Below are 20,253 nucleotides of genomic sequence, written 5' to 3' on the forward strand. Positions count from 1 at the left end.
ACTTAGCTCCCGGAATGGCAGGCAGCACCGGCGCGCAGGCATTCGCCGTCGATAGCCAGCTGGCAGGCTTGTTGTACTTGTTGCCCATACAATTTCGCCTGTAGCGGGCTCAACGGCGCGTTCTGATGCATCAGTCGCGCATGCAGACGAAAATACCCGCCCTCCAGCACATTCAGATTTTCTATCCGCAGCGTGTCGTTGAGCGTTGCCGCCAGCATTAAGGCGTCGTCAAATTCCTGACGTAAGATGGCATCGTCCTGGGCAATGATTTTTTGATCTAACGGCGCGGCGGCGGCATCAGTCAGAAAACGCTGATAGGACGCTTCCAGCGTTTGCAGTTGCTGATAGGCCTGCGCATTGTAATTGTCGACCGGGGTGCAGGCCGAGAGCAGAAGGGCGCAGCACAGAGTAAGAAATGGTTTCCGCAGCATGGTGGTTTCCGGCAATAAACAGAGGCAACCATCTCATAACGTCCCGGAAGACATGGCAAATCATAAATACTCACGCAGGAGAAATGAGAAAAAATGAGGGAGAATGATGCCGCTTCCCGGAGCAGGAAGCGGCAGAAGATCACAGCATGGGTTTAAGGAAACGAGCCGTGTGCGAGGCTTCGCACTCCGCTACGGTTTCTGGTGTGCCGGAGACGAGGATTTCGCCGCCGCCGCTGCCGCCTTCCGGACCAAGATCAACAATCCAGTCAGCGGTCTTGATCACATCAAGGTTATGCTCAATGACCACGATAGTGTTGCCCTGGTCCCGCAGTTGATGCAGTACTTCCAGCAATTGTTGAATATCGGCGAAGTGCAGACCGGTGGTCGGCTCGTCAAGGATATACAGCGTCTGGCCAGTGCCGCGCTTCGAGAGTTCACGCGCCAGTTTCACACGCTGGGCCTCACCGCCGGAAAGCGTGGTCGCTGACTGACCGAGGCGGATGTACGACAGGCCAACGTCCATCAGCGTCTGGAGCTTACGCGCCAGCGCCGGAACGGCATCAAAGAACTCACGGGCGTCGTCGATAGTCATATCCAGCACTTCATGAATGTTCTTGCCTTTGTACTTCACTTCCAGCGTTTCGCGGTTATAACGCTTGCCTTTACACTGATCGCACGGCACATAAATGTCCGGCAGGAAGTGCATTTCGACTTTAATCACGCCGTCGCCCTGGCAGGCTTCGCAGCGCCCGCCGCGCACGTTAAAGCTAAAACGTCCTGGCGTATAGCCACGCGAGCGTGATTCCGGTACGCCGGCAAACAGTTCACGCACTGGCGTAAAGACGCCGGTGTAGGTCGCCGGGTTAGAGCGTGGTGTGCGGCCTATGGGGCTTTGGTCAATATCAATGACTTTATCGAAATGCTCCAGACCCTGCACATCACGATACGGCGCTGGCTCGGCGATAGTCGCGCCGTTTAGCTGGCGCTGGGCAATCGGGAACAACGTGTCGTTAATCAGCGTCGATTTACCCGAGCCAGAAACGCCGGTCACGCAGGTAAACAGCCCTACCGGCAGCGTCAGCGTTACATCCTTGAGGTTATTACCGCGCGCGCCGGTCAGGCGCAGCACTTTTTCCGGATCGGCTTTCACGCGTTCTTTCGGCACTTCAATCTTACGCTTGCCGCTCATGTACTGGCCGGTGAGGGATTCCGGGACTGCCATAATGGCATCCAGCGGGCCTTCTGCCACTACCTGACCACCGTGAACGCCTGCGCCGGGGCCGATGTCAATGACATGGTCCGCCGCGCGGATGGCATCTTCATCGTGCTCAACCACAATAACGGTGTTACCAAGATCGCGCAGGTGAACCAGCGTGCCCAGCAGACGCTCGTTATCGCGCTGATGAAGGCCGATAGACGGTTCATCCAGCACGTACATCACGCCCACCAGGCCGGCACCGATCTGGCTTGCCAGACGAATACGCTGGGCCTCGCCGCCGGACAGGGTCTCCGCCGAGCGCGACAGCGTCAGGTAATTCAGGCCGACGTTAACCAGAAATTTCAGACGATCGCCAATCTCTTTGAGTACTTTCTCAGCAATTTTGGCGCGCTGACCGGACAACTTCAGGTTAGTGAAGAAGTCCATCGCATGACCGATGCTCATGTCGGAAATGGTTGGCAGCGCGGTGTTTTCGACAAACACATGGCGTGCTTCACGGCGCAGGCGCGTACCGTCACAGGTGGCGCACGGGCGGTTGCTGATGTACTTTGCCAGCTCTTCGCGCACCGCGCTGGACTCGGTCTCTTTGTAGCGACGCTCCATGTTATGCAGCACGCCTTCGAACGGATGCCGACGTACAGACGTGTCGCCGCGATCGTTCATATATTTGAATTCAATTGACTCTTTACCGGAGCCGAAGAGAATGACTTTTTGCACGTTGGCGCTCAGGCTACCCCACGGCGCATCAACGTCGAATTTATAGTGCTCTGCCAGCGAGCGCAGCATCTGGAAATAGTAAAAATTCCGCCGGTCCCAGCCACGGATCGCGCCGCCAGCCAGCGACAGCTCCGGATTTTGCAGTACACGATCGGGATCGAAATACTGCTGCACGCCCAGCCCATCACAGGTAGGACACGCGCCAGCCGGGTTGTTAAACGAGAACAGGCGCGGTTCAAGCTCACGCATGCTATAGCCGCAAATCGGGCAGGCAAAGTTGGCGGAGAAGAGTAACTCCTCTGCTTTTGGATCGTCCATATCAGCGACGATTGCCGTGCCGCCGGAGAGTTCCAGCGCCGTTTCAAAGGATTCGGCCAGACGCTGTGAAAGATCCTCACGCACCTTAAAGCGGTCAATCACCACCTCAATGGTGTGTTTCTTTTGCAGCTCCAGCGACGGCGGATCGGAGAGATCGCAGACTTCGCCGTCAATCCTGGCGCGGATGTACCCCTGGCTTGCCAGGTTTTCCAGAGTTTTGGTGTGCTCGCCTTTACGCTCTTTAATGATCGGGGCGAGCAGCATCAGGCGCTTGCTCTCAGGCTGCGACAGCACGTTATCAACCATCTGGCTGACGGTTTGCGCGGCCAGCGGCACGTCGTGGTCCGGGCAGCGCGGCTCGCCCACGCGGGCAAACAGCAGGCGCAGGTAGTCGTGGATCTCGGTAATCGTGCCCACGGTAGAACGTGGGTTATGCGAGGTTGATTTCTGTTCGATAGAAATCGCCGGCGATAACCCTTCAATATGATCGACGTCCGGCTTTTCCATGAGTGACAGGAACTGACGCGCATAAGCGGAAAGGGATTCGACGTAGCGACGTTGCCCTTCAGCATATAACGTGTCAAAAGCCAGAGAAGATTTGCCAGAACCCGAAAGCCCGGTGACGACAATCAGTTTGTCGCGAGGGATGACGAGGTTGATGTTTTTTAGATTGTGGGTACGTGCGCCCCGAACTTCTATCTTATCCATTCACCTTTCCCGGTAGCCTGATTTGTTTGAAGGACAAACGGCGTTTTTGCAACTGAAACGGCTAATTATGACACAAATTAACCTGAATGAATATACAGTATTGGAATGCAACTTCCGCGCGGATGTGCAAAAATGTCACCAGGAAGTTGTTTCATGGAATCGACTTCACAAGGTATCAAAGCGCGGGCTGGAAATGCTACAATCGCGCGTTTACACTCATTAAGAACGTTTTCAGGAGACACAATTATGGCCAGCAGAGGCGTCAATAAGGTGATTCTCGTCGGTAATCTGGGGCAGGACCCGGAAGTACGCTACATGCCGAGTGGTGGCGCAGTTGCCAACTTCACGCTGGCTACTTCCGAATCCTGGCGTGATAAGCAGACCGGCGAAACCAAAGAGCAGACAGAATGGCACCGTGTGGTGATGTTCGGCAAACTGGCGGAAGTGGCCGGTGAGTATCTGCGTAAAGGTTCTCAGGTGTATATCGAAGGTCAGCTGCGTACCCGTAAGTGGACCGATCAGAGTGGTCAGGAGCGTTATACCACTGAGATCAACGTCCCACAGATTGGCGGCGTTATGCAGATGCTGGGTGGTCGTCCGCAAGGTGGCGGTGCGCCAGCAGGCGGCGGTCAGCAGGGCGGTTGGGGTCAACCTCAGCAGCCGCAGCAGCAGTCGCAGGGCGGCAACCAGTTCAGCGGCGGCGCGCAGTCTCGCCCGCAGCAGCAGGCAGCCCCGGCTCAGTCTAACGAACCCCCGATGGACTTTGACGACGATATTCCGTTCTAAGAGCGTGATACCCGACCAGCCCCGCCCGGGGCTGGTCAGTTGCCCGACAAGTCATTATGTTATGACTACGGGCCATTCCGGCGGCATCTGCCCCATTGTTTCAACCATTACATCCTTGACGTTGCCCCAAATCACAGAGACGTCAGCCATTGTGATCCCCAGCAGGTTGGTGGCAAACCAACAGGCGGCAATCATCCCCAGAAGAGTGCTGATGACCGCCAGGCCGATATAGTCCGCTTTGCGAAACTGAATGTTTAATGTGCTGGCTAAAAACATTAGCCCGGCGCTCACCAGTGGCCAGCGTAGCAACACGACGCTGGTAGTAATGGTAGCCATGAAATCTTGCCCTCAACGAAAAACGACATGCCTTCGGCCAGCAGCCCGGCCGTGAGGCGCAGACTGTCGTCAGGCTGGTGGATTTTTATGAAACAGTGTTCCTGTGTCACAGGATTTGTGAACTATATCACATTTGTTCTTTTATTCGCCAGAAGAAGAGGGCGCTTCTTGCTAATCTGCGCAGAAAAAAATGTCCTACACCGCAGCAAAACTCAGCTATATTGTTAGCTGATTCGTAGTTGCTAAATGCTGAATGTTTCAGTTAAATTATGAGTAAGAATTAAGCTACGATAAAATGTTTCTGTGCATACCCTTTTTATAAAATGGTGGTAGATACTTTTGTTCTCTTTGAGCTAACTTTATAGCACGCCTTTTATAGCGCGCTGTTTAATTCATTGAGCATTTTTTTCTGTATCGGTTTTTATGCTTTTCAACGGCAGATTTGTTTCGTCCTAATTTAACTAATACTTAATTATTACGCGGTTTATCATGGCTGTATATCATGCAAAAGCGCTAGAGCTAATTCCTCATGCGCATCTTAAAGCGCAACTCATCAACCAGTTGATGCAGAACTATACAATACGCTTAGTTGCTTAGCTGGTATCTCCCGCTTTTAAACCAGGCGACGTACATTTTCTCTTCTCCTTAATAAAAACGTGACCTGCACTTTAAGTTTGCCTTACGGAAAAATATTATCATCATCGCTAAATATTAGGTTTTTGCGATAAAAAGTCGGTTGCTAATGTCGTATGATTCATGCAACGTAATCACCTCTTTATCAAAGTATCCATTTCGGAGCTCAGGCACATAAAATGCAGGGATATTAGGCTGAAATGAACCATAGCGTGCAACGCAAGGTGCTGAGAGTCCTCGGGATTATCATGGTAGTTCTGCTACCTGTGATGCTTGCGCTATGGTTTGCTCATTTAAGAGCCGTTTCAGAAACGCGCGATCAACTCCGTTCATTTGCGCAACTGGCGCTCAGTAAAACGGAGAAAGTAATTCGCCAGGCCGATCTGGCACGCGATGCTGCTGAACAATTTCATGGTAAGATTTGCAGCGTTCAACATCAGCAACAAATGCTGAATATTGTTCACGGCCGCCTGTACGTTGATGATTTAATCTACGCTGAAGGCGATCATTTTTTATGTTCGACCGCAATTCGGCCTGCGCACGCATATCAGATGCCGAGACAGAATTACTGGCGCAAGCCTGATATTTTTATTTACTACTACCGCGATACGCCTTTTTACCCTGGCTATAAAATGAACTATATGCGGCGAGGAAATTATGTTGCCGTTATTAATCCCCTTTCCTATAGTGAAGTTATCTCGGAAGATCAGTCACTGGCTTATGGCGTATATGACACGGTGACCAATGAATTTTTTTCCGTTAGTGAGCAAGCTGATCCAAAAATATTAAAAAAATTATTGCTGAATAAAGACTATACCTTTCAGCATCACGGGCGATTTTATACTATTGCCCGATCTGAACGGCGACCCATCGCGATTATTGTTTCAACCCTTTCATCCCGGTTTCACGATAATTTTTATCATCAGGCATCGCTCACGCTACCTTTAGGAATGATATGCAGTATTTTGATCCTGCTGGTTTGGGCGCGAACACACCGGGAGTATAACTCTCCGCGTCGTCTGCTACAGCGTGCGCTGCAAAAACGCCAGCTCCGCCTGCATTACCAACCCATTATTGATATCAAAAATAATCAGTGTGTGGGTGCGGAAGCACTATTACGCTGGCCCGGGTTCGAAGGTCAGGTAATGAGTCCGGCTGAGTTTATTCCGCTGGCGGAAAAAGAGGGGCTAATTGAACATGTAACCGATTACGTGGTAGAGGAAGTATTTACTGATTTAGGCGATTTTCTTGCTGCGCATCCCCAACTTTATATCTCGATCAATCTATCGGCATCTGATTTTCATTCCTCACGGTTAATCGCCTTAATCTCTGATAAAGCACAGAAATACTCGGTACTGGCCCAACAAATCAAAATAGAAGTGACCGAGCGTGGATTTATAGATGTGCCCAAAACGACGCCAGTTATTCAGGCATTTCGCCAGGCTGGCTATGAAGTGGCAATCGACGATTTTGGTACGGGATATTCCAACCTGCATAATCTCTACTCCCTGAACGTCGATATATTAAAAATCGATAAGTCCTTTATTGATACATTAAGTACCAATAACCTGATTGCTGAACATATTGTTGAAATGGCGCAAAGCCTGCGTCTGAAGACTATTGCCGAAGGGGTAGAAACGGCAGAGCAGGTGTCGTGGCTACTGAAGCGTGGCGTACAGTATTGTCAGGGCTGGCACTTTGCGAAAGCCATGCCGCCACAGGAATTCATTACGTGGCTACAGCAACCCATCAGACTGCTGAAGCCGCGTAAACGTCACGCCGAAATCTGATGGCGATAATCCGTCGGTGTACGGTCGAACTCACGGCGAAACACGCGGGAGAACGTCTGCTGCGAGACATACCCCAGATCCATGGCAATATCAAAAATCGGCCGTTGCGTGGTGCGCAGTGCTTCCGCCGCCAACAATAAACGCCGCTGACGGATATAGTCTCCCAACGTCTGATGCATCACGGTACGGAACATTCGCTGCAAATACCACTTTGAATAGCCTGATTTTCTGGCAACCATATCGATGTTAAGTGGTTGATCGATATGCTCATCAATCCATTCAATCAGTGTTTGAATTATTTCACGATGCGACATACAGCGTCCTCTTCTCATCATAAGATTCGTCGTTTTCTCTGCGGGCGAGTATAATTCCTCAAGTTAACTTGAGGTAAAGTGGTTTATGGAAAAGAGATCGCCCCGTATTAAAGCGATGCTCACGCCAGGCGAAGTCGCCAGGCGCAGCGGCGTTGCTGTCTCGGCCCTGCACTTTTATGAAAGTAAGGGATTGATTAAGAGCGTGCGTAATAGCGGCAATCAGCGGCGTTACTCGCGCGATGTACTGCGATATGTGGCGATTATTAAAATTGCCCAGCGCATTGGCATTCCACTTTCAACGATTGGCGAATCTTTCGGCGTACTGCCTGAGGGACATAATTTGAGCGCCAGAGAGTGGCAGCACCTCTCTTCGCAATGGCGAGAGGAGCTGGACCGACGCATTCACACTCTGGTCGCGCTGCGCGATCAACTGGATGGCTGTATTGGCTGCGGTTGTCTTTCCCGCCGCGATTGCCCCCTGCGTAACCCTGGCGATAAGCTGGGAGAAGAGGGAACCGGTGCGCGGCTGCTGGAAGAAGAATAAAAGCTAAACCTCTCCTATAGTTAACAGCTTAACGACAGGAGAAAACTATGCTGAAGGTGCACCATCTCAATCAGTCTCGTTCACAGCGTGTGCTCTGGGCGCTTGAAGAATTAAACGTGCCCTACGACATCATTCGCTATGAGCGCGAAAAAACCATGCTTGCCCCGGCGTCATTAAAGAAAGTGCATCCGCTTGGCAAATCACCGGTGCTGGAAGACGACGGACTCATTATTGCCGAATCTGGCGCGATCCTTGAGTACCTGGAAGAGTATTACGATCCCACCCATCAACTACAGCCGCAGGATAAAGCACAGAAATTGCAGTACCGCTTCTGGCTTCACTACGCCGAAGGGTCGTTGATGCCGCTATTGTTAATGAAGCTGGTATTCGGACGCCTGGGGAAACCACCGGTACCCTTCGGACTGCGCACGCTGGGTAACGCGCTGGGGCAGGGCGTACAAAAGGCATATTTGAATCAGCAGATTGAAACGCACGCCCGATTTATCGAAGCAGAACTGGCACATAAGCCGTGGTTTGCCGGGGACAATCTGAGTATGGCGGATGTGCAGATGAGTTTTCCGGTGTTTGCTCTGCTGTCGCGCGGCAGTATTGATAACCTGCCTAATTTGCAGGCCTGGAAAAAACGCGTCGAAATGCGCCCGGCCTGGAAACAGGGTATTGAAAAAGGCGGGCCGTTTACTCTGCCTGGTGAATAACATTTTTCAGCGGCAGCAAGTCTTGCCCTGCAGAATTGAAAATAATCCTCAACAATAATGTTGCCAGCTTGCGCATAAACGATAACGTTTGCGCATCGACTGCTGATTTCTTCACCACCATAAGCGAATCTTAGCAAAATGGTGCAAAGTTCAGTTGAAAAAGGCGGGTTAAACGCTGGATAATCGTTTGCCTTTTGTTTAGTGGGTGGAAGATCGTCAATAAAGCCGTTTTCAGGAGCCCACTAAATAACATTGTTAAGCCGTTTTGTCTGCGCGGAGTTAAACGTTTGCTTTTTACGGTGCCTCTTTGCCGTAACGTAGCACAGGGAGATGACGTTTACCTGGCAGTGGATTGTCCACCACGCTGACCAACGAAAGATAAAAAATTCTCAGGGGATGTTTTCTATGTCTACGCCATCAGCGCGTACCGGCGGTTCACTCGACGCCTGGTTTAAAATTTCTGCTCGTGGAAGCTCTGTTCGTCAGGAGATTGTTGCGGGATTAACCACTTTTCTGGCGATGGTCTATTCCGTCATTGTTGTACCGGGAATGTTAGGTAAAGCAGGTTTCCCGCCTGCCGCTGTCTTTGTCGCAACCTGTCTGGTGGCAGGGGTTGGCTCGCTGTTAATGGGGCTGTGGGCGAACCTGCCGCTGGCGATTGGCTGTGCCATCTCTCTGACCGCTTTTACGGCCTTCAGTCTGGTGCTGGGGCAACATATCAGCATTCCGGTTGCGCTTGGCGCGGTCTTCCTGATGGGGGTGCTGTTTACCATTATTTCAGCGACCGGCATTCGTAGCTGGATTTTGCGTAATCTGCCGCAGGGCATTGCGCACGGTACCGGGATTGGTATCGGCCTGTTCCTGTTGCTCATCGCAGCTAACGGTGTGGGACTGGTGATCAAAAACCCGCTGGACGGGCTGCCGGTTGCGCTGGGCCATTTCGCCAGTTTCCCGGTGATCATGTCACTGATTGGTCTGGCGGTGATTATCGGCCTGGAAAAACTGAAAGTGCCTGGCGGTATTTTACTGACGATTATCGGTATCTCCATCGTCGGCCTGTTATTTGATCCGAACGTCCATTTTTCCGGGATTTTTGCCATGCCGTCGCTAAGCGATGAGCACGGTAACTCCCTGATTGGCAGCCTGGATATCATGGGTGCGCTGAACCCCGTGGTGCTGCCAAGTGTGCTGGCGCTGGTCATGACCGCCGTCTTTGATGCCACCGGCACCATTCGCGCGGTCGCTGGTCAGGCAAATTTGCTGGATAAAGACGGTCAGATCATTAACGGCGGCAAAGCGCTGACCACCGACTCCCTGAGTAGTGTCTTCTCCGGTCTGGTGGGCGCAGCACCGGCAGCGGTGTATATTGAGTCCGCAGCAGGGACGGCGGCAGGCGGTAAAACCGGTCTGACGGCGATTGTGGTGGGCGTACTGTTTCTGCTGATCCTGTTCCTTTCTCCGCTCTCTTATCTGGTTCCGGCCTACGCCACCGCTCCGGCGCTGATGTATGTTGGACTGTTGATGTTAAGCAACGTCGCGCGCATCGACTTTGCCGATTTTGTTGATGCCATGTGTGGCCTGATTACCGCTGTGTTTATCGTTCTGACCTGTAACATTGTTACCGGCATCATGATCGGTTTTGCCGCGCTGGTGATTGGTCGGGTTGTGTCAGGCGAATGGCGTAAACTGAATTTTGGCACGGTGATTATTGCAATAGCGCTGGTGGCTTTTTATGCGGGTGGCTGGGCGATCTAGCTCGTCTCGCGATTAATCTGTCAAACGGGTGGCTCAGGCCGCCCGTTTTTTGTTTTTAAGCCACATCCTGTTTCCCTTATGTTAATCACAATGTTTTACTATGAATATGCGCAGTGCGCTTGATTCCACACAAAGCAAACAGGGACAGCATGGAAATATTCTTTACAATACTGATCATGACACTTGTGGTCTCGCTCTCCGGAGTAGTGACCCGCGTTCTTCCTTTTCAAATTCCGTTGCCGCTTATGCAGATTGCCATCGGAGCGCTGCTGGCCTGGCCAACGTTTGGTCTGCATGTCGAGTTTGACCCGGAGCTTTTCCTCGTCTTATTTATCCCGCCGCTTCTGTTCGCTGACGGCTGGAAAACCCCGACCCGCGAATTTCTTGAACATGGACGAGAGATATTCGGTCTTGCGCTGGCGCTGGTGCTGGTCACCGTCGCTGGAATTGGGTTTCTCATTTACTGGATGGTACCAGGCATTCCGTTAATCCCGGCTTTTGCGCTGGCGGCCGTCCTGTCACCCACCGATGCAGTGGCACTTTCCGGTATCGTGGGTGAAGGACGTATTCCTAAAAAAATCATGGGCATACTTCAGGGTGAAGCATTAATGAACGATGCCTCCGGCCTGGTATCGCTGAAGTTTGCCGTTGCGGTCGCGATGGGCACCATGGTCTTTACTGTAGGTGGCGCGTCGCTTGAGTTTATGAAGGTGGCGATTGGTGGCCTGCTGGCAGGTTTTGTTGTCAGCTGGCTGTACGGACGCTCGCTGCGCTTTCTCAGCCGCTGGGGCGGCGATGAACCGGCCACCCAGATTGTGCTGCTGTTCCTGTTGCCGTTTGCCTCTTATTTGATTGCTGAACATGTTGGCGTATCAGGTATCCTGGCGGCGGTGGCAGCGGGAATGACCATTACCCGTTCTGGCGTTATGCGCTCTGCGCCGCTGGCCATGCGTCTGCGCGCCAATAGCACCTGGGCAATGCTCGAATTTGTGTTTAACGGTATGGTATTTCTGCTGTTGGGCCTGCAATTACCGGGGATCATGGAGTCGTCGCTGGCGGCGGCAGAAATCGACCCGAATGTCGAAACCTGGATGCTGTTCACCGATATCGTGCTGATTTATGCCGCGCTGATGCTGGTGCGTTTTGGCTGGCTGTGGACGATGAAAAAGTTCAGCATGCGTTTTCTGAAGAACAAGCCGATGGAATTTGGATCGTGGAGCACCCGTGAGCTGCTGATCGCCACGGTCGCCGGGGTGCGCGGGGCGATTACGCTGGCCGGTGTGCTTTCCATTCCTCTGCTACTGCCGGACGGCAACGGCTTCCCGGCACGTTATGAACTGGTATTCCTCGCCGCAGGTGTGATCCTCTTTTCGTTGTTTATTGGCGTAATCGTGCTGCCAATGCTGCTTCAGCAGATTGACGTCCGCGATCATGCCCAGCAGCAGAAAGAAGAGCGGCTGGCGCGAGCGGCAACGGCCGATGTGGCGATTGTCGCCATTGAGAAAATGGAAGAGCGTCTGGCCGCTAATACGGAAGAGAATATAGATGACCAGTTGCTGCGCGAAGTGAGTTCGCGGGTGATTGGTAATCTGCGTCGTCGCGCTGACGGGCGTAATGATGTTGAGCACTCGTTCCAGGAAGAGAATCTGGAACGCCGCTTCCGCCTGGCGGCACTGCGCTCTGAGCGAGCCGAGCTTTACCACTTGCGGGCGACGCGGCAAATCAGCAATGAGACGCTGCAAAAGCTATTGCACGATCTGGACCTGCTGGAAGCCCTGTTAGTCGAGAGCAAATAATACTTTTCGCCGGGGCCTTCCCGGCGATTATTTTTCTGCCAGCCAGAACCCTTCACAACACGTTAACCATGCTCGCGCGCTGTGTGACAAATACACTCCCTCGCGCCAGATCATGCCCAGTTGCCAGCGCAACTCACTTTGCAATGGGAGCCAGCGCAGCGTGTCTTTATTCAGCCTTTCACAGATAGGTTCGGGTAAAATCGCCAGCCCCACGCCAGCCTGCACCATTGCCGCCAGAAAGTCCCACTGGCCGCTGCGCACGGCAATTCTCGGTTTTACGTCATGCTGGTTAAAGAGCTGCATCAGCTGACGGCTAAGGGCGAAATCTTCGTTATAGATAAGCAGCGGATGCGCCGCAAGCTGGCGGGGCGATATCGATTCTTTATTCAGCCATTCGCCCGATCGGGGAACCAGCACGCACAGCGGATGACTAAACAGCGGCAACGCCGTCAGGCTACTTTCTTCTTCCACGGGCAGAGCCGTCATCGCGACATCCAGTTCGCCATTCATTACCGCCTGCTGTACCGTCAGCCCGCCAAACTCGGAAATTTTTAGCTCAACGCCAGGATAGCGCTGGCGAAACAAACTGATGGGACCTGCCATCAATACGCCGACCATTGGCGGAATACCGAGCCTCAATAATCCCTTATTGAGATGATTGATGTCGCTGAGTTCGGCCTCAAGCTGGCTAAATTCATCGAGGATCGCCAGCCCTCTTTCGAACACCACGCGTCCGGTATCGGTCAGCAGTAGTCTGCGCCCGTCGCGGATCAGCAGCGTGCAGTTAAGCTCATCTTCCAGATTTTTTAGCATTTTACTGATCGTCGGCTGGGTGACGAAAAGCCGCTCCGCCGCGCGCGTAAAACTCTGCTGGCGTACCACTTCGACAAAATAGCGTAATGTTCTCAGATCCATGGCTATTCCTTAAAACTATGGGAGCGATGATTTTAATTCATTTTTTTCATCGACTGGCGCTCACTATAATGCTGGCTCTGATCCTATCCCAGGAATGTTCTCCATGGCTGTGGCCTCCGGGCGCGTTGTGCCTGCTGTTTTTCAACACCTTCAGACACCGGTGCAGGTTTTACTGTACGCCGGTTTTTTTGTGATTGCTGAGTATCTCGTCGCATGGTTGCATTTACCCCTGCCAGCCAATCTGGTGGGAATGGTAATGCTATTAGCGCTGATCGCCTGCCGGGTGATCCCACTGGCGTGGATTCGGGCTGGTTCGCGCTGGCTACTGGCAGAAATGTTGCTCTTTTTTGTGCCAGCAGTGGTGGCGGTGGTGAACTATGTCCAGCTTCTGATGATCGACGGCTGGCGTATCTTTGCAGTGATTGCCCTCAGTACCCTGATGGTGCTCGGTGCGACAGCCTGGGTCGTGGATCGGGTGTATCATTATGAAATGCGCAGGCTAAAAGATGAATAACCTGTGGCTAAGCCTGCTGTGCCTGGCAGTGACGCTGGGGCTGTATTACGCCAATAAGCGCCTGTATCGCCGCTTTCATTCGCTCCCACTAATGCCGCTGGTACTGACGCCCGTTCTTTTAGTACTGATGCTGGTTGTGGGCCACATCTCCTGGCAAAATTACATAGGAGAATCTCACTGGTTACTGTGGTTGCTGGGGCCTGCCACCGTAGCGTTTGCGGTGCCTATTTACGACAATCTGATGACTATTCGCCGCCACTGGATGTCTCTGTCGGCGGGCGTGATAACGGCAACGGCCGTCGCCGTCACCAGTTCAGTCTGGCTGGCGCGCCTGTTTATGTTGCCGGACGAGATCCAGCGCAGTCTGGCCGTACGCTCGGTGACCACGCCTTTTGCGCTGGCCGCCGCCAGACCGCTGGGCGGCCAGCCGGATTTAGTTGCATTATTTGTCGTTGTCACGGGCGTGTTTGGAATGGCCGTAGGGGATATCCTTTTTCTACGTCTTTCCATTCGGGCTGGGGTGGCAAAAGGGGCAGGATTCGGCGCAGCTTCGCATGGAGCCGGTACGGCACGTTCATGGGAGCTTGGTCCGCAGGAGGGCGTTATCGCCAGTCTGGTGATGATGCTTTCAGGCGTCCTGATGGTATTAGTCGCGCCGCTGGTGGCGTGGATAATGTTTTAAACGCCCCGGCCGGATGACCGGGGCAACAGGACGTGATTAATGCGCTTTACCCTGCTCAATACCAATGCCAGTTTGAGAGCGGATGAACTGCGCGCGGAACTGCTCACGCTCCAGTTTTCCGGCCGCCGTATTATCGGTCGCGGAGAAAACCCAGATGCCGATAAAGGCAACGGCAATAGAAAACAGTGCCGGATACTCATACGGGAAAATGGCCGATGTGTGACCCAGAATTTGCACCCAAATCGTCGGGCCGAGGATCATCAGGATCACAGCGGTTAATAGACCCAGCCAGCCGCCAATCATCGCTCCACGGGTGGTCAGTTTTGACCAGTACATTGAGAGCAGAATGATCGGGAAGTTACAGCTGGCGGCGATGGAGAACGCCAGGCCCACCATGAAAGCGATATTCTGGTTTTCAAACAGAATGCCCAGCAGAATCGCTACCACGCCCAGCACCAGCACCGTGATTTTCGACACTCTCAGCTCATCGCGCTCAGACGCGCCTTTGCGGAATACGTTAGCATACAGGTCGTGAGATACCGCCGATGCCCCCGCCAGCGTCAGACCGGCCACCACCGCCAGAATGGTCGCGAAGGCAACCGCCGAGATAAAGCCAAGGAACAGGTTCCCGCCCACCGCATTCGCCAGATGCACCGCGGCCATGTTATTGCCGCCAATCAGCGCACCAGCGGCATCTTTAAAGGCCGGGTTTGCGCCCACCAGCATGATCGCACCGAAGCCGATGATAAAGGTCAGAATATAGAAGTAACCCATAAAACCGGTGGCGTAGAACACGCTTTTACGCGCTTCCTTCGCATCGCTTACCGTGAAGAAACGCATCAAAATATGTGGCAGGCCAGCGGTACCGAACATCAGACCCAGCCCGAGCGACAGCGCGGAAATCGGATCTTTCACCAGTCCGCCCGGACTCATGATGGCTGCGCCTTTCGGGTGTACCGCCATGGCTTCAGAGAACAGATTGCTGAAGCTAAAGCCGACATGTTTCATTACCATAAAGGCCATAAAACTGGCACCGAACAGCAGCAGCACCGCTTTGATAATTTGCACCCATGTGGTAGCCAGCATGCCGCCAAACAGCACGTACATCACCATCAGCACGCCCACCAGCACCACGGCAACGTGATAGTTAAGGCCAAACAGCAGCTCAATTAACTTACCCGCGCCAACCATCTGCGCAATCAAGTAGAGCGCCACCACGACCAGCGAGCCGCAGGCGGAAAGAATACGGATAGGACCCTGCTTCAGCCGGTAAGACGCGACGTCGGCAAAGGTAAAGCGCCCGAGGTTACGCAGCCGTTCGGCGATCAGAAACAGGATGATCGGCCAGCCAACCAGGAAGCCGAGCGAGTAAATTAACCCGTCATAACCGGAAGTGTATACCAGTGCGGAGATGCCAAGAAATGAGGCCGCCGACATAAAGTCGCCGGCAATCGCCAGCCCGTTCTGAAAGCCGGTAATATTGCCGCCCGCGGTATAGTAGTCGCTGCGTGAACGTACCCGTTTTGACGCCCAGTATGTGATGTAGAGTGTCAGGGCGACAAAAATCAGGAACATGATGATCGCCTGCCAGTTGGTGGGCTGACGTTCTACCGCGCCGGTAATGGCATCGGCGGCGTTAGCAGCAAAAGGAAGCGTGGCGGCGAATGCAGTCAGGAGCCTTTTCATCATACGTTTACCTCGCGGATGACGGCATGGGTCAAACGATCAAATTCACTGTTGGCCCGCCAGACATAAACGCCCGTCAGCACGAAAGAAATGACAATCACGCCAATCCCGATGGGAATACCGCGCGTCACGCTGGTACCTGCATGCAACGGTGTTCCCAGCCAGCCCGGTGCAAAAGCAATTAGCAGGATAAAACCGACGTAAATAACCAGCATAATGATGGAGAGGATAACGGCAAAACGCTGCCGTTTATCCACCAGTTCCCGAAAATGCGCACTGCTTTCTATCCGCTGATAAATGGTGTCATTCATCACAGAGTCTCCAGAGGTAGGGTAGGTTTTGTTTTAATAGCCCTCTCCCTTATCGGGAGAGGGAAGAGGCTGGCTTAAGACGGTATGGCCAGCGCTTGTTTCTCTTCGAGCAGTTTTTCTACTACGCCAGGATCGGCCAGCGTTGAGGTATCCCCCAGATTGCTGGTATCACCGGCGGCGATTTTGCGCAGAATACGACGCATAATCTTGCCAGAGCGGGTTTTCGGCAGCGAATCGGTCCAGTGCAGCACATCTGGCGTCGCCAGTGGGCCGATCTCCTTGCGCACCCAGTTGCGCACGTCGGTGTACAGCTCTGCGGACGGCTCTTCACCGTGATTCAGGGTGACGTAGGCGTAGATCGCCTGGCCTTTAATGTTGTGGGGAATACCCACAACCGCCGCTTCGGCGATTTTCGGATGCGAGACCAGTGCAGATTCGATTTCCGCCGTCCCCAGACGGTGACCGGAGACGTTCAGGACGTCATCCACACGGCCAGTGATCCAGTAGTAGCCGTCTTCGTCACGGCGCGCGCCGTCCCCGCTGAAGTAGCAGTTTTTAAAGGTGGAGAAATAGGTCTGCTCGAACCGTTCGTGGTCGCCAAATAGCGTACGCGCCTGGCCGGGCCAGGAGTCGGTAATCACCAGGTTGCCTTCGGTCGCGCCATCCTGCGGGTTGCCTTCGTTATCAACCAGCGCGGGCTGGACGCCGAAAAACGGTCGCGTCGCGGAACCGGCTTTTAGTTCAATCGCGCCGGGTAATGGGGTGATCATAAAGCCGCCGGTTTCGGTCTGCCACCAGGTGTCCATCACCGGGCATTTTTCATTACCGATTTTTTTCCAGTACCATTCCCACGCTTCCGGGTTGATCGGCTCGCCGACGGACCCGAGGATACGCAGTGAAGAACGGTCGGTTCCCTCGATGGCTTTATCGCCTTCAGCCATCAGCGCACGAATAGCGGTAGGGGCGGTATAAAGAATGTTGACCTGATGCTTGTCAACCACCTGCGACATACGCGCCGGGGTCGGCCAGTTTGGCACGCCTTCAAACATCAGCGTCGTCGCGCCGCATGCCAGTGGACCGTACAGCAAATAGCTGTGCCCGGTCACCCAGCCAACGTCAGCGGTGCACCAGTAAATCTCGCCGGGATGATAATCAAAGACATACTTAAAGGTGGTGGCGGCATAAACCAGATAACCGCCGGTCGTGTGCAGCACGCCTTTTGGTTTACCGGTAGAGCCTGACGTATAAAGAATGAACAGCGGATCTTCTGCGTTCATCTCTTCTGGCTGGTGGTCTGCGCTGGCGTTTTCAGTTAACTCGTTCCACCACAGATCGCGGCCTTCCTGCCAGTCAATTTGGCCCCCCGTACGATTAAGCACGATGACGTGCTCAACGCTTTTTACGTTGGGGTTTTTCAGCGCATCGTCGACATTTTTCTTCAGTGGAATGGGACGTCCGGCACGGACACCTTCGTCAGCGGTGATCACCAGTCGTGAACTGGAGTCAATGATACGCCCGGCCACGGCCTCAGGAGAAAAACCGCCAAAAATGACCGAATGCACTGCGCCAATACGGGCGCAGGCCAGCATGGCGACCGCCGCTTCCGGCACCATCGGCATATAAATCGCTACCACGTCGCCTTTTTTGATCCCCAGCCCGGCCAGCGTATTGGCAAAGCGGCAAACGTCTGCATGCAGTTCACGATAAGTGATGTGCTTGCTCTGACTGGCGTCATCACCTTCCCAGATAATGGCGGTCTGATCGCCACGCTCAGACAAATGGCGATCGAGACAATTTGCCGCCAGATTCAGCGTGCCGTCCTCATACCATTTAATCGAGATGTTGCCGGGCGCAAAAGAGGTATTTTTGACCTTTTGATAGGGCGTTATCCAGTCGAGAATTTTACCCTGCTCGCCCCAGAAGGCATCAGGATCGGTAATGGATTGCTGATATTTTTCTTGATACTGCTTCGGGCTGATCAGGCAGTGTTCCGCAATATTTTCGGGAATGGCGTGTTTGTGTATTTGGCTCATGGCTTTTTTTCTCCTTGTAAGATGTTAATGATATGTCACATAAACGTTAATTACAGGAGGGGGAATGAGCTTTGTTTATTTTTTGGGCGGCAGATCACGCATTAAATGCAGTGTTTGAAAAACCAGCAAACAGATGTTTGATGCGTAATAATTTTTATCAGTAATTATTAAAAAATCAACAATAGTTTATTTATTTATAACAAAAGGTTATAGAAAGTAACTGGCAATAATCTGACTTAACGCCCTCATTTTCGTCCAACAACCCTGCCGGGAAAGGGTTGCACAGGATGGGCTGCAAGTGATACTGATTATAGGCGCTAAAAATCCTAAAAAGGACGCAACACAATTTCATACCGTTCATCAGCTCTCATTCACATTTTTGAGTGAGGCTGCTCGTTAAGGAAGTCCACTACTATGAAAAACATTAAACTCAGCCTGGCATGGCAGATTTTGCTGGCCCTTGTGCTGGGTATCCTGCTGGGAAGCTATCTGCATTACCATAGCGACAGCCGTGAGTGGCTCATTGTAAATCTGCTTTCTCCGGCCGGTGATATCTTTATTCACCTAATCAAAATGATAGTCGTCCCTATTGTTATTTCCACCTTAATTGTGGGTATTGCGGGGGTAGGTGATGCTAAACAGCTTGGCCGCATTGGTGCGAAGACTATTCTTTATTTTGAAGTGATCACTACCATTGCCATTGTTATTGGTATTACCCTGGCGAATGTGTTTCAGCCAGGCGCGGGTATTGATATGGCACAGCTGGCGACGGTAGATATTTCGAAATACCAGAGTACTACAGCAGAAGTGCAAAGCCATGCGCATGGCCTGATGGGCACCATTTTGTCACTGGTCCCGACCAATATTATCGCCTCAATGGCTAAAGGCGATATGCTGGCGATTATCTTCTTCTCGGTGTTGTTTGGCCTTGGCCTTTCCTCGCTGCCCGCCACGCATCGTGAGCCGCTGGTGACCGTATTCCGTTCAATTTCTGAGACCATGTTTAAAGTCACCCATATGGTGATGCGCTATGCGCCGGTAGGGGTGTTTGCCCTTATTTCAGTAACGGTGGCAAACTTTGGTTTCGCTTCGCTGTGGCCGCTGGCAAAGCTGGTGATCCTGGTGCATTTTGCCATTATCTTCTTTGCGCTGGTGGTACTTGGTGCAGTGGCGCGGCTGTGTAAACTCAGCATCTGGACGCTGATCCGTATCCTGAAAGATGAGCTGATCCTGGCCTATTCAACCGCCAGCTCCGAAAGCGTTCTGCCGCGTATTATTGAAAAGATGGAAGCCTATGGCGCACCGGCTTCTATTACCAGCTTTGTGGTGCCAACGGGGTATTCCTTTAACCTTGATGGTTCGACCCTTTATCAAAGTATTGCGGCTATTTTTATTGCTCAGCTTTACGGTATTGATCTCTCGCTGGGCCAGGAAATTATTCTTGTGCTGACGCTGATGGTGACTTCGAAAGGCATCGCTGGCGTGCCAGGCGTTTCATTCGTTGTACTGCTGGCAACCCTGGGAAGCGTCGGTATTCCGCTGGAGGGGCTGGCATTTATCGCCGGTGTTGACCGTATTCTTGATATGGCCCGTACCGCGCTAAATGTGGTGGGCAACGCGCTGGCGGTACTGGTAATTGCCAAATGGGAACATAAGTTTGACCGTAAAAAAGCGCTGGCCTACGAGCGTGAAATGCTGGGCAAATTTGATAAGACCGCCGATCAATAATCAGGGGTGCATTAAGACCTCTGCTGCGGACAAGAACAGGCGGGTTTCCCCGCCTGAGGTTGATGACAACCCAGTTTTGCTACTGTGCTCGCCGTTTTGCCGGGTAGCGGCTTCGCCTTACCCGGCCTTCTAAAACCTAATTATCAATACGTTATGTGTAAGTCGTGGGCCTGTGCAAGCGAAACGCCGCCAGGCATAATTCCACGGTATAGCGTGTGTCAGCAGTCTGAAAAATATAAATGCCCTTTCGGGCATTTATATTTTACTGGCAGTTATCCTGATATGACTGGTTAAAATGCCATGTTGTCACACAAGCCTTAA

17 protein-coding genes are annotated in these 20,253 nt (G+C 52.7%); 9 read left to right on the plus strand and 8 right to left on the minus strand.

The features are described 5' to 3' along the window. Window positions 1-2 precede the first annotated feature (2 nt). Together CHU32_RS17660 and uvrA are read right to left on the minus strand one after the other, a co-directional pair. Window positions 3-431 (minus strand): hypothetical protein, encoded by a 429-nt coding sequence (locus tag CHU32_RS17660; RefSeq protein ID WP_103677367.1) that lies wholly within the window; start codon window positions 429-431, stop codon window positions 3-5. Between the two features lie 139 nt (window positions 432-570). Then, the gene (uvrA, locus tag CHU32_RS17665; protein ID WP_103750897.1) at window positions 571-3,393 is read right to left on the minus strand and encodes an excinuclease ABC subunit UvrA; all 2,823 of its coding nucleotides are present in this window, start codon (window positions 3,391-3,393) and stop codon (window positions 571-573) included. Window positions 3,394-3,639: 246 nt separating this feature from the next. Here uvrA and ssb1 point away from each other — a divergent pair, with 246 nt between their 5' ends. Then, the gene (gene ssb1 / locus CHU32_RS17670) at window positions 3,640-4,179 is read left to right on the plus strand and encodes a single-stranded DNA-binding protein SSB1 (RefSeq protein WP_103677369.1); all 540 of its coding nucleotides are present in this window, start codon (window positions 3,640-3,642) and stop codon (window positions 4,177-4,179) included. Window positions 4,180-4,233: 54 nt separating this feature from the next. On the opposite strand, the gene CHU32_RS17675 is transcribed toward ssb1, so the two are convergent. Further along, window positions 4,234-4,515 carry a YjcB family protein gene (locus CHU32_RS17675; protein ID WP_103677370.1) on the minus strand — a complete coding sequence of 94 codons (282 nt, stop codon included), beginning with the start codon at window positions 4,513-4,515 and terminating at the stop codon, window positions 4,234-4,236. A gap of 833 nt (window positions 4,516-5,348) precedes the next feature. Between CHU32_RS17675 and CHU32_RS17680 the strand changes: the two genes are divergently transcribed. Beyond that, complete coding sequence (locus CHU32_RS17680; protein ID WP_103677371.1) at window positions 5,349-6,938, plus strand: EAL domain-containing protein; 1,590 nt, start codon at window positions 5,349-5,351, stop codon at window positions 6,936-6,938. On the opposite strand, the gene soxS is transcribed toward CHU32_RS17680, so the two are convergent. Next, window positions 6,923-7,252 carry a superoxide response transcriptional regulator SoxS gene (gene soxS, locus CHU32_RS17685; protein WP_103677372.1) on the minus strand — a complete coding sequence of 110 codons (330 nt, stop codon included), beginning with the start codon at window positions 7,250-7,252 and terminating at the stop codon, window positions 6,923-6,925. The two genes, CHU32_RS17680 and soxS, sit on opposite strands and share 16 nt — an antisense overlap. An 85-nt stretch (window positions 7,253-7,337) precedes the next feature. Between soxS and soxR the strand changes: the two genes are divergently transcribed. The 4 genes from soxR to CHU32_RS17710 all read left to right on the plus strand — a co-directional run bounded on the left by soxR (window position 7,338) and on the right by CHU32_RS17710 (window position 12,063). Next, on the plus strand, window positions 7,338-7,796 hold the full coding sequence (gene soxR, locus CHU32_RS17690; RefSeq protein WP_103677373.1) for a redox-sensitive transcriptional activator SoxR: 459 nt from the start codon (window positions 7,338-7,340) through the stop codon (window positions 7,794-7,796). A 47-nt stretch (window positions 7,797-7,843) separates the two neighbouring features. Continuing rightward, window positions 7,844-8,512, plus strand: coding sequence for a glutathione S-transferase family protein (locus CHU32_RS17695; RefSeq protein ID WP_103677374.1), 669 nt, complete (start codon window positions 7,844-7,846; stop codon window positions 8,510-8,512). A gap of 405 nt (window positions 8,513-8,917) precedes the next feature. Further along, window positions 8,918-10,267 (plus strand): NCS2 family permease, encoded by a 1,350-nt coding sequence (locus CHU32_RS17705; RefSeq protein WP_103677375.1) that lies wholly within the window; start codon window positions 8,918-8,920, stop codon window positions 10,265-10,267. A 149-nt stretch (window positions 10,268-10,416) separates the two neighbouring features. Continuing rightward, window positions 10,417-12,063: a Na+/H+ antiporter gene (locus CHU32_RS17710; RefSeq protein ID WP_103677376.1), complete on the plus strand. Its 1,647-nt coding sequence runs from the start codon at window positions 10,417-10,419 to the stop codon at window positions 12,061-12,063. Between the two features lie 27 nt (window positions 12,064-12,090). Here CHU32_RS17710 and CHU32_RS17715 read toward each other — a convergent pair whose 3' ends face one another. Beyond that, window positions 12,091-12,978, minus strand: a complete 888-nt coding sequence (locus tag CHU32_RS17715; protein ID WP_103677377.1) for a LysR family transcriptional regulator — start codon at window positions 12,976-12,978, stop codon at window positions 12,091-12,093. A 103-nt stretch (window positions 12,979-13,081) separates the two neighbouring features. On the opposite strand from CHU32_RS17715, the gene CHU32_RS17720 reads away from it, so the two are divergent. Both CHU32_RS17720 and CHU32_RS17725 read left to right on the plus strand, forming a co-directional pair. After that, on the plus strand, window positions 13,082-13,492 hold the full coding sequence (locus CHU32_RS17720) for a CidA/LrgA family protein (RefSeq protein WP_103677378.1): 411 nt from the start codon (window positions 13,082-13,084) through the stop codon (window positions 13,490-13,492). After that, window positions 13,485-14,174: an LrgB family protein gene (locus CHU32_RS17725; RefSeq protein WP_103677379.1), complete on the plus strand. Its 690-nt coding sequence runs from the start codon at window positions 13,485-13,487 to the stop codon at window positions 14,172-14,174. Before CHU32_RS17720 ends, CHU32_RS17725 begins: the two co-directional genes overlap by 8 nt. Before the next feature lie 36 nt (window positions 14,175-14,210). Here CHU32_RS17725 and actP read toward each other — a convergent pair whose 3' ends face one another. The 3 genes from actP to acs all read right to left on the minus strand — a co-directional run bounded on the left by actP (window position 14,211) and on the right by acs (window position 18,204). After that, window positions 14,211-15,860, minus strand: a complete 1,650-nt coding sequence (actP, locus tag CHU32_RS17730; RefSeq protein WP_103677407.1) for a cation/acetate symporter ActP — start codon at window positions 15,858-15,860, stop codon at window positions 14,211-14,213. Continuing rightward, complete coding sequence (locus CHU32_RS17735; RefSeq protein WP_103677380.1) at window positions 15,860-16,171, minus strand: DUF485 domain-containing protein; 312 nt, start codon at window positions 16,169-16,171, stop codon at window positions 15,860-15,862. The genes actP and CHU32_RS17735 overlap by 1 nt, the downstream gene beginning before the upstream one ends. Window positions 16,172-16,245: 74 nt before the next feature. After that, the gene (gene acs / locus CHU32_RS17740) at window positions 16,246-18,204 is read right to left on the minus strand and encodes an acetate--CoA ligase (protein ID WP_103677381.1); all 1,959 of its coding nucleotides are present in this window, start codon (window positions 18,202-18,204) and stop codon (window positions 16,246-16,248) included. Between the two features lie 414 nt (window positions 18,205-18,618). Between acs and gltP the strand changes: the two genes are divergently transcribed. Then, entirely contained in the window at window positions 18,619-19,932 is a 1,314-nt protein-coding gene (gltP, locus tag CHU32_RS17745) for a glutamate/aspartate:proton symporter GltP (protein WP_103677382.1), read from the plus strand. Window positions 19,933-20,253: the final 321 nt, after the last annotated feature.

It is taken from the genome of Superficieibacter electus (assembly GCF_002915575.1).
In the GTDB taxonomy this organism is placed as follows: domain Bacteria; phylum Pseudomonadota; class Gammaproteobacteria; order Enterobacterales; family Enterobacteriaceae; genus Superficieibacter; species Superficieibacter electus.

Excerpts from the sequence above, each read along its gene's own strand:
- CHU32_RS17675 (WP_103677370.1), bottom strand. The coding sequence starts at position 4,515 with ATGGCTACCATTACTACCAGCGTCGTGTTGCTACGCTGGCCACTGGTG.
- CHU32_RS17710 (WP_103677376.1), top strand. The coding sequence starts at position 10,417 with ATGGAAATATTCTTTACAATACTGATCATGACACTTGTGGTCTCGCTC.
- soxS (WP_103677372.1), bottom strand. The coding sequence starts at position 7,252 with ATGTCGCATCGTGAAATAATTCAAACACTGATTGAATGGATTGATGAG.
- acs (WP_103677381.1), bottom strand. The coding sequence starts at position 18,204 with ATGAGCCAAATACACAAACACGCCATTCCCGAAAATATTGCGGAACAC.
- CHU32_RS17660 (WP_103677367.1), bottom strand. The coding sequence starts at position 431 with ATGCTGCGGAAACCATTTCTTACTCTGTGCTGCGCCCTTCTGCTCTCG.
- CHU32_RS17725 (WP_103677379.1), top strand. The coding sequence starts at position 13,485 with ATGAATAACCTGTGGCTAAGCCTGCTGTGCCTGGCAGTGACGCTGGGG.
- CHU32_RS17735 (WP_103677380.1), bottom strand. The coding sequence starts at position 16,171 with ATGAATGACACCATTTATCAGCGGATAGAAAGCAGTGCGCATTTTCGG.
- CHU32_RS17680 (WP_103677371.1), top strand. The coding sequence starts at position 5,349 with ATGAACCATAGCGTGCAACGCAAGGTGCTGAGAGTCCTCGGGATTATC.
- CHU32_RS17695 (WP_103677374.1), top strand. The coding sequence starts at position 7,844 with ATGCTGAAGGTGCACCATCTCAATCAGTCTCGTTCACAGCGTGTGCTC.
- actP (WP_103677407.1), bottom strand. The coding sequence starts at position 15,860 with ATGAAAAGGCTCCTGACTGCATTCGCCGCCACGCTTCCTTTTGCTGCT.
- CHU32_RS17705 (WP_103677375.1), top strand. The coding sequence starts at position 8,918 with ATGTCTACGCCATCAGCGCGTACCGGCGGTTCACTCGACGCCTGGTTT.
- soxR (WP_103677373.1), top strand. The coding sequence starts at position 7,338 with ATGGAAAAGAGATCGCCCCGTATTAAAGCGATGCTCACGCCAGGCGAA.
- gltP (WP_103677382.1), top strand. The coding sequence starts at position 18,619 with ATGAAAAACATTAAACTCAGCCTGGCATGGCAGATTTTGCTGGCCCTT.
- CHU32_RS17715 (WP_103677377.1), bottom strand. The coding sequence starts at position 12,978 with ATGGATCTGAGAACATTACGCTATTTTGTCGAAGTGGTACGCCAGCAG.
- CHU32_RS17720 (WP_103677378.1), top strand. The coding sequence starts at position 13,082 with ATGGCTGTGGCCTCCGGGCGCGTTGTGCCTGCTGTTTTTCAACACCTT.
- uvrA (WP_103750897.1), bottom strand. The coding sequence starts at position 3,393 with ATGGATAAGATAGAAGTTCGGGGCGCACGTACCCACAATCTAAAAAAC.
- ssb1 (WP_103677369.1), top strand. The coding sequence starts at position 3,640 with ATGGCCAGCAGAGGCGTCAATAAGGTGATTCTCGTCGGTAATCTGGGG.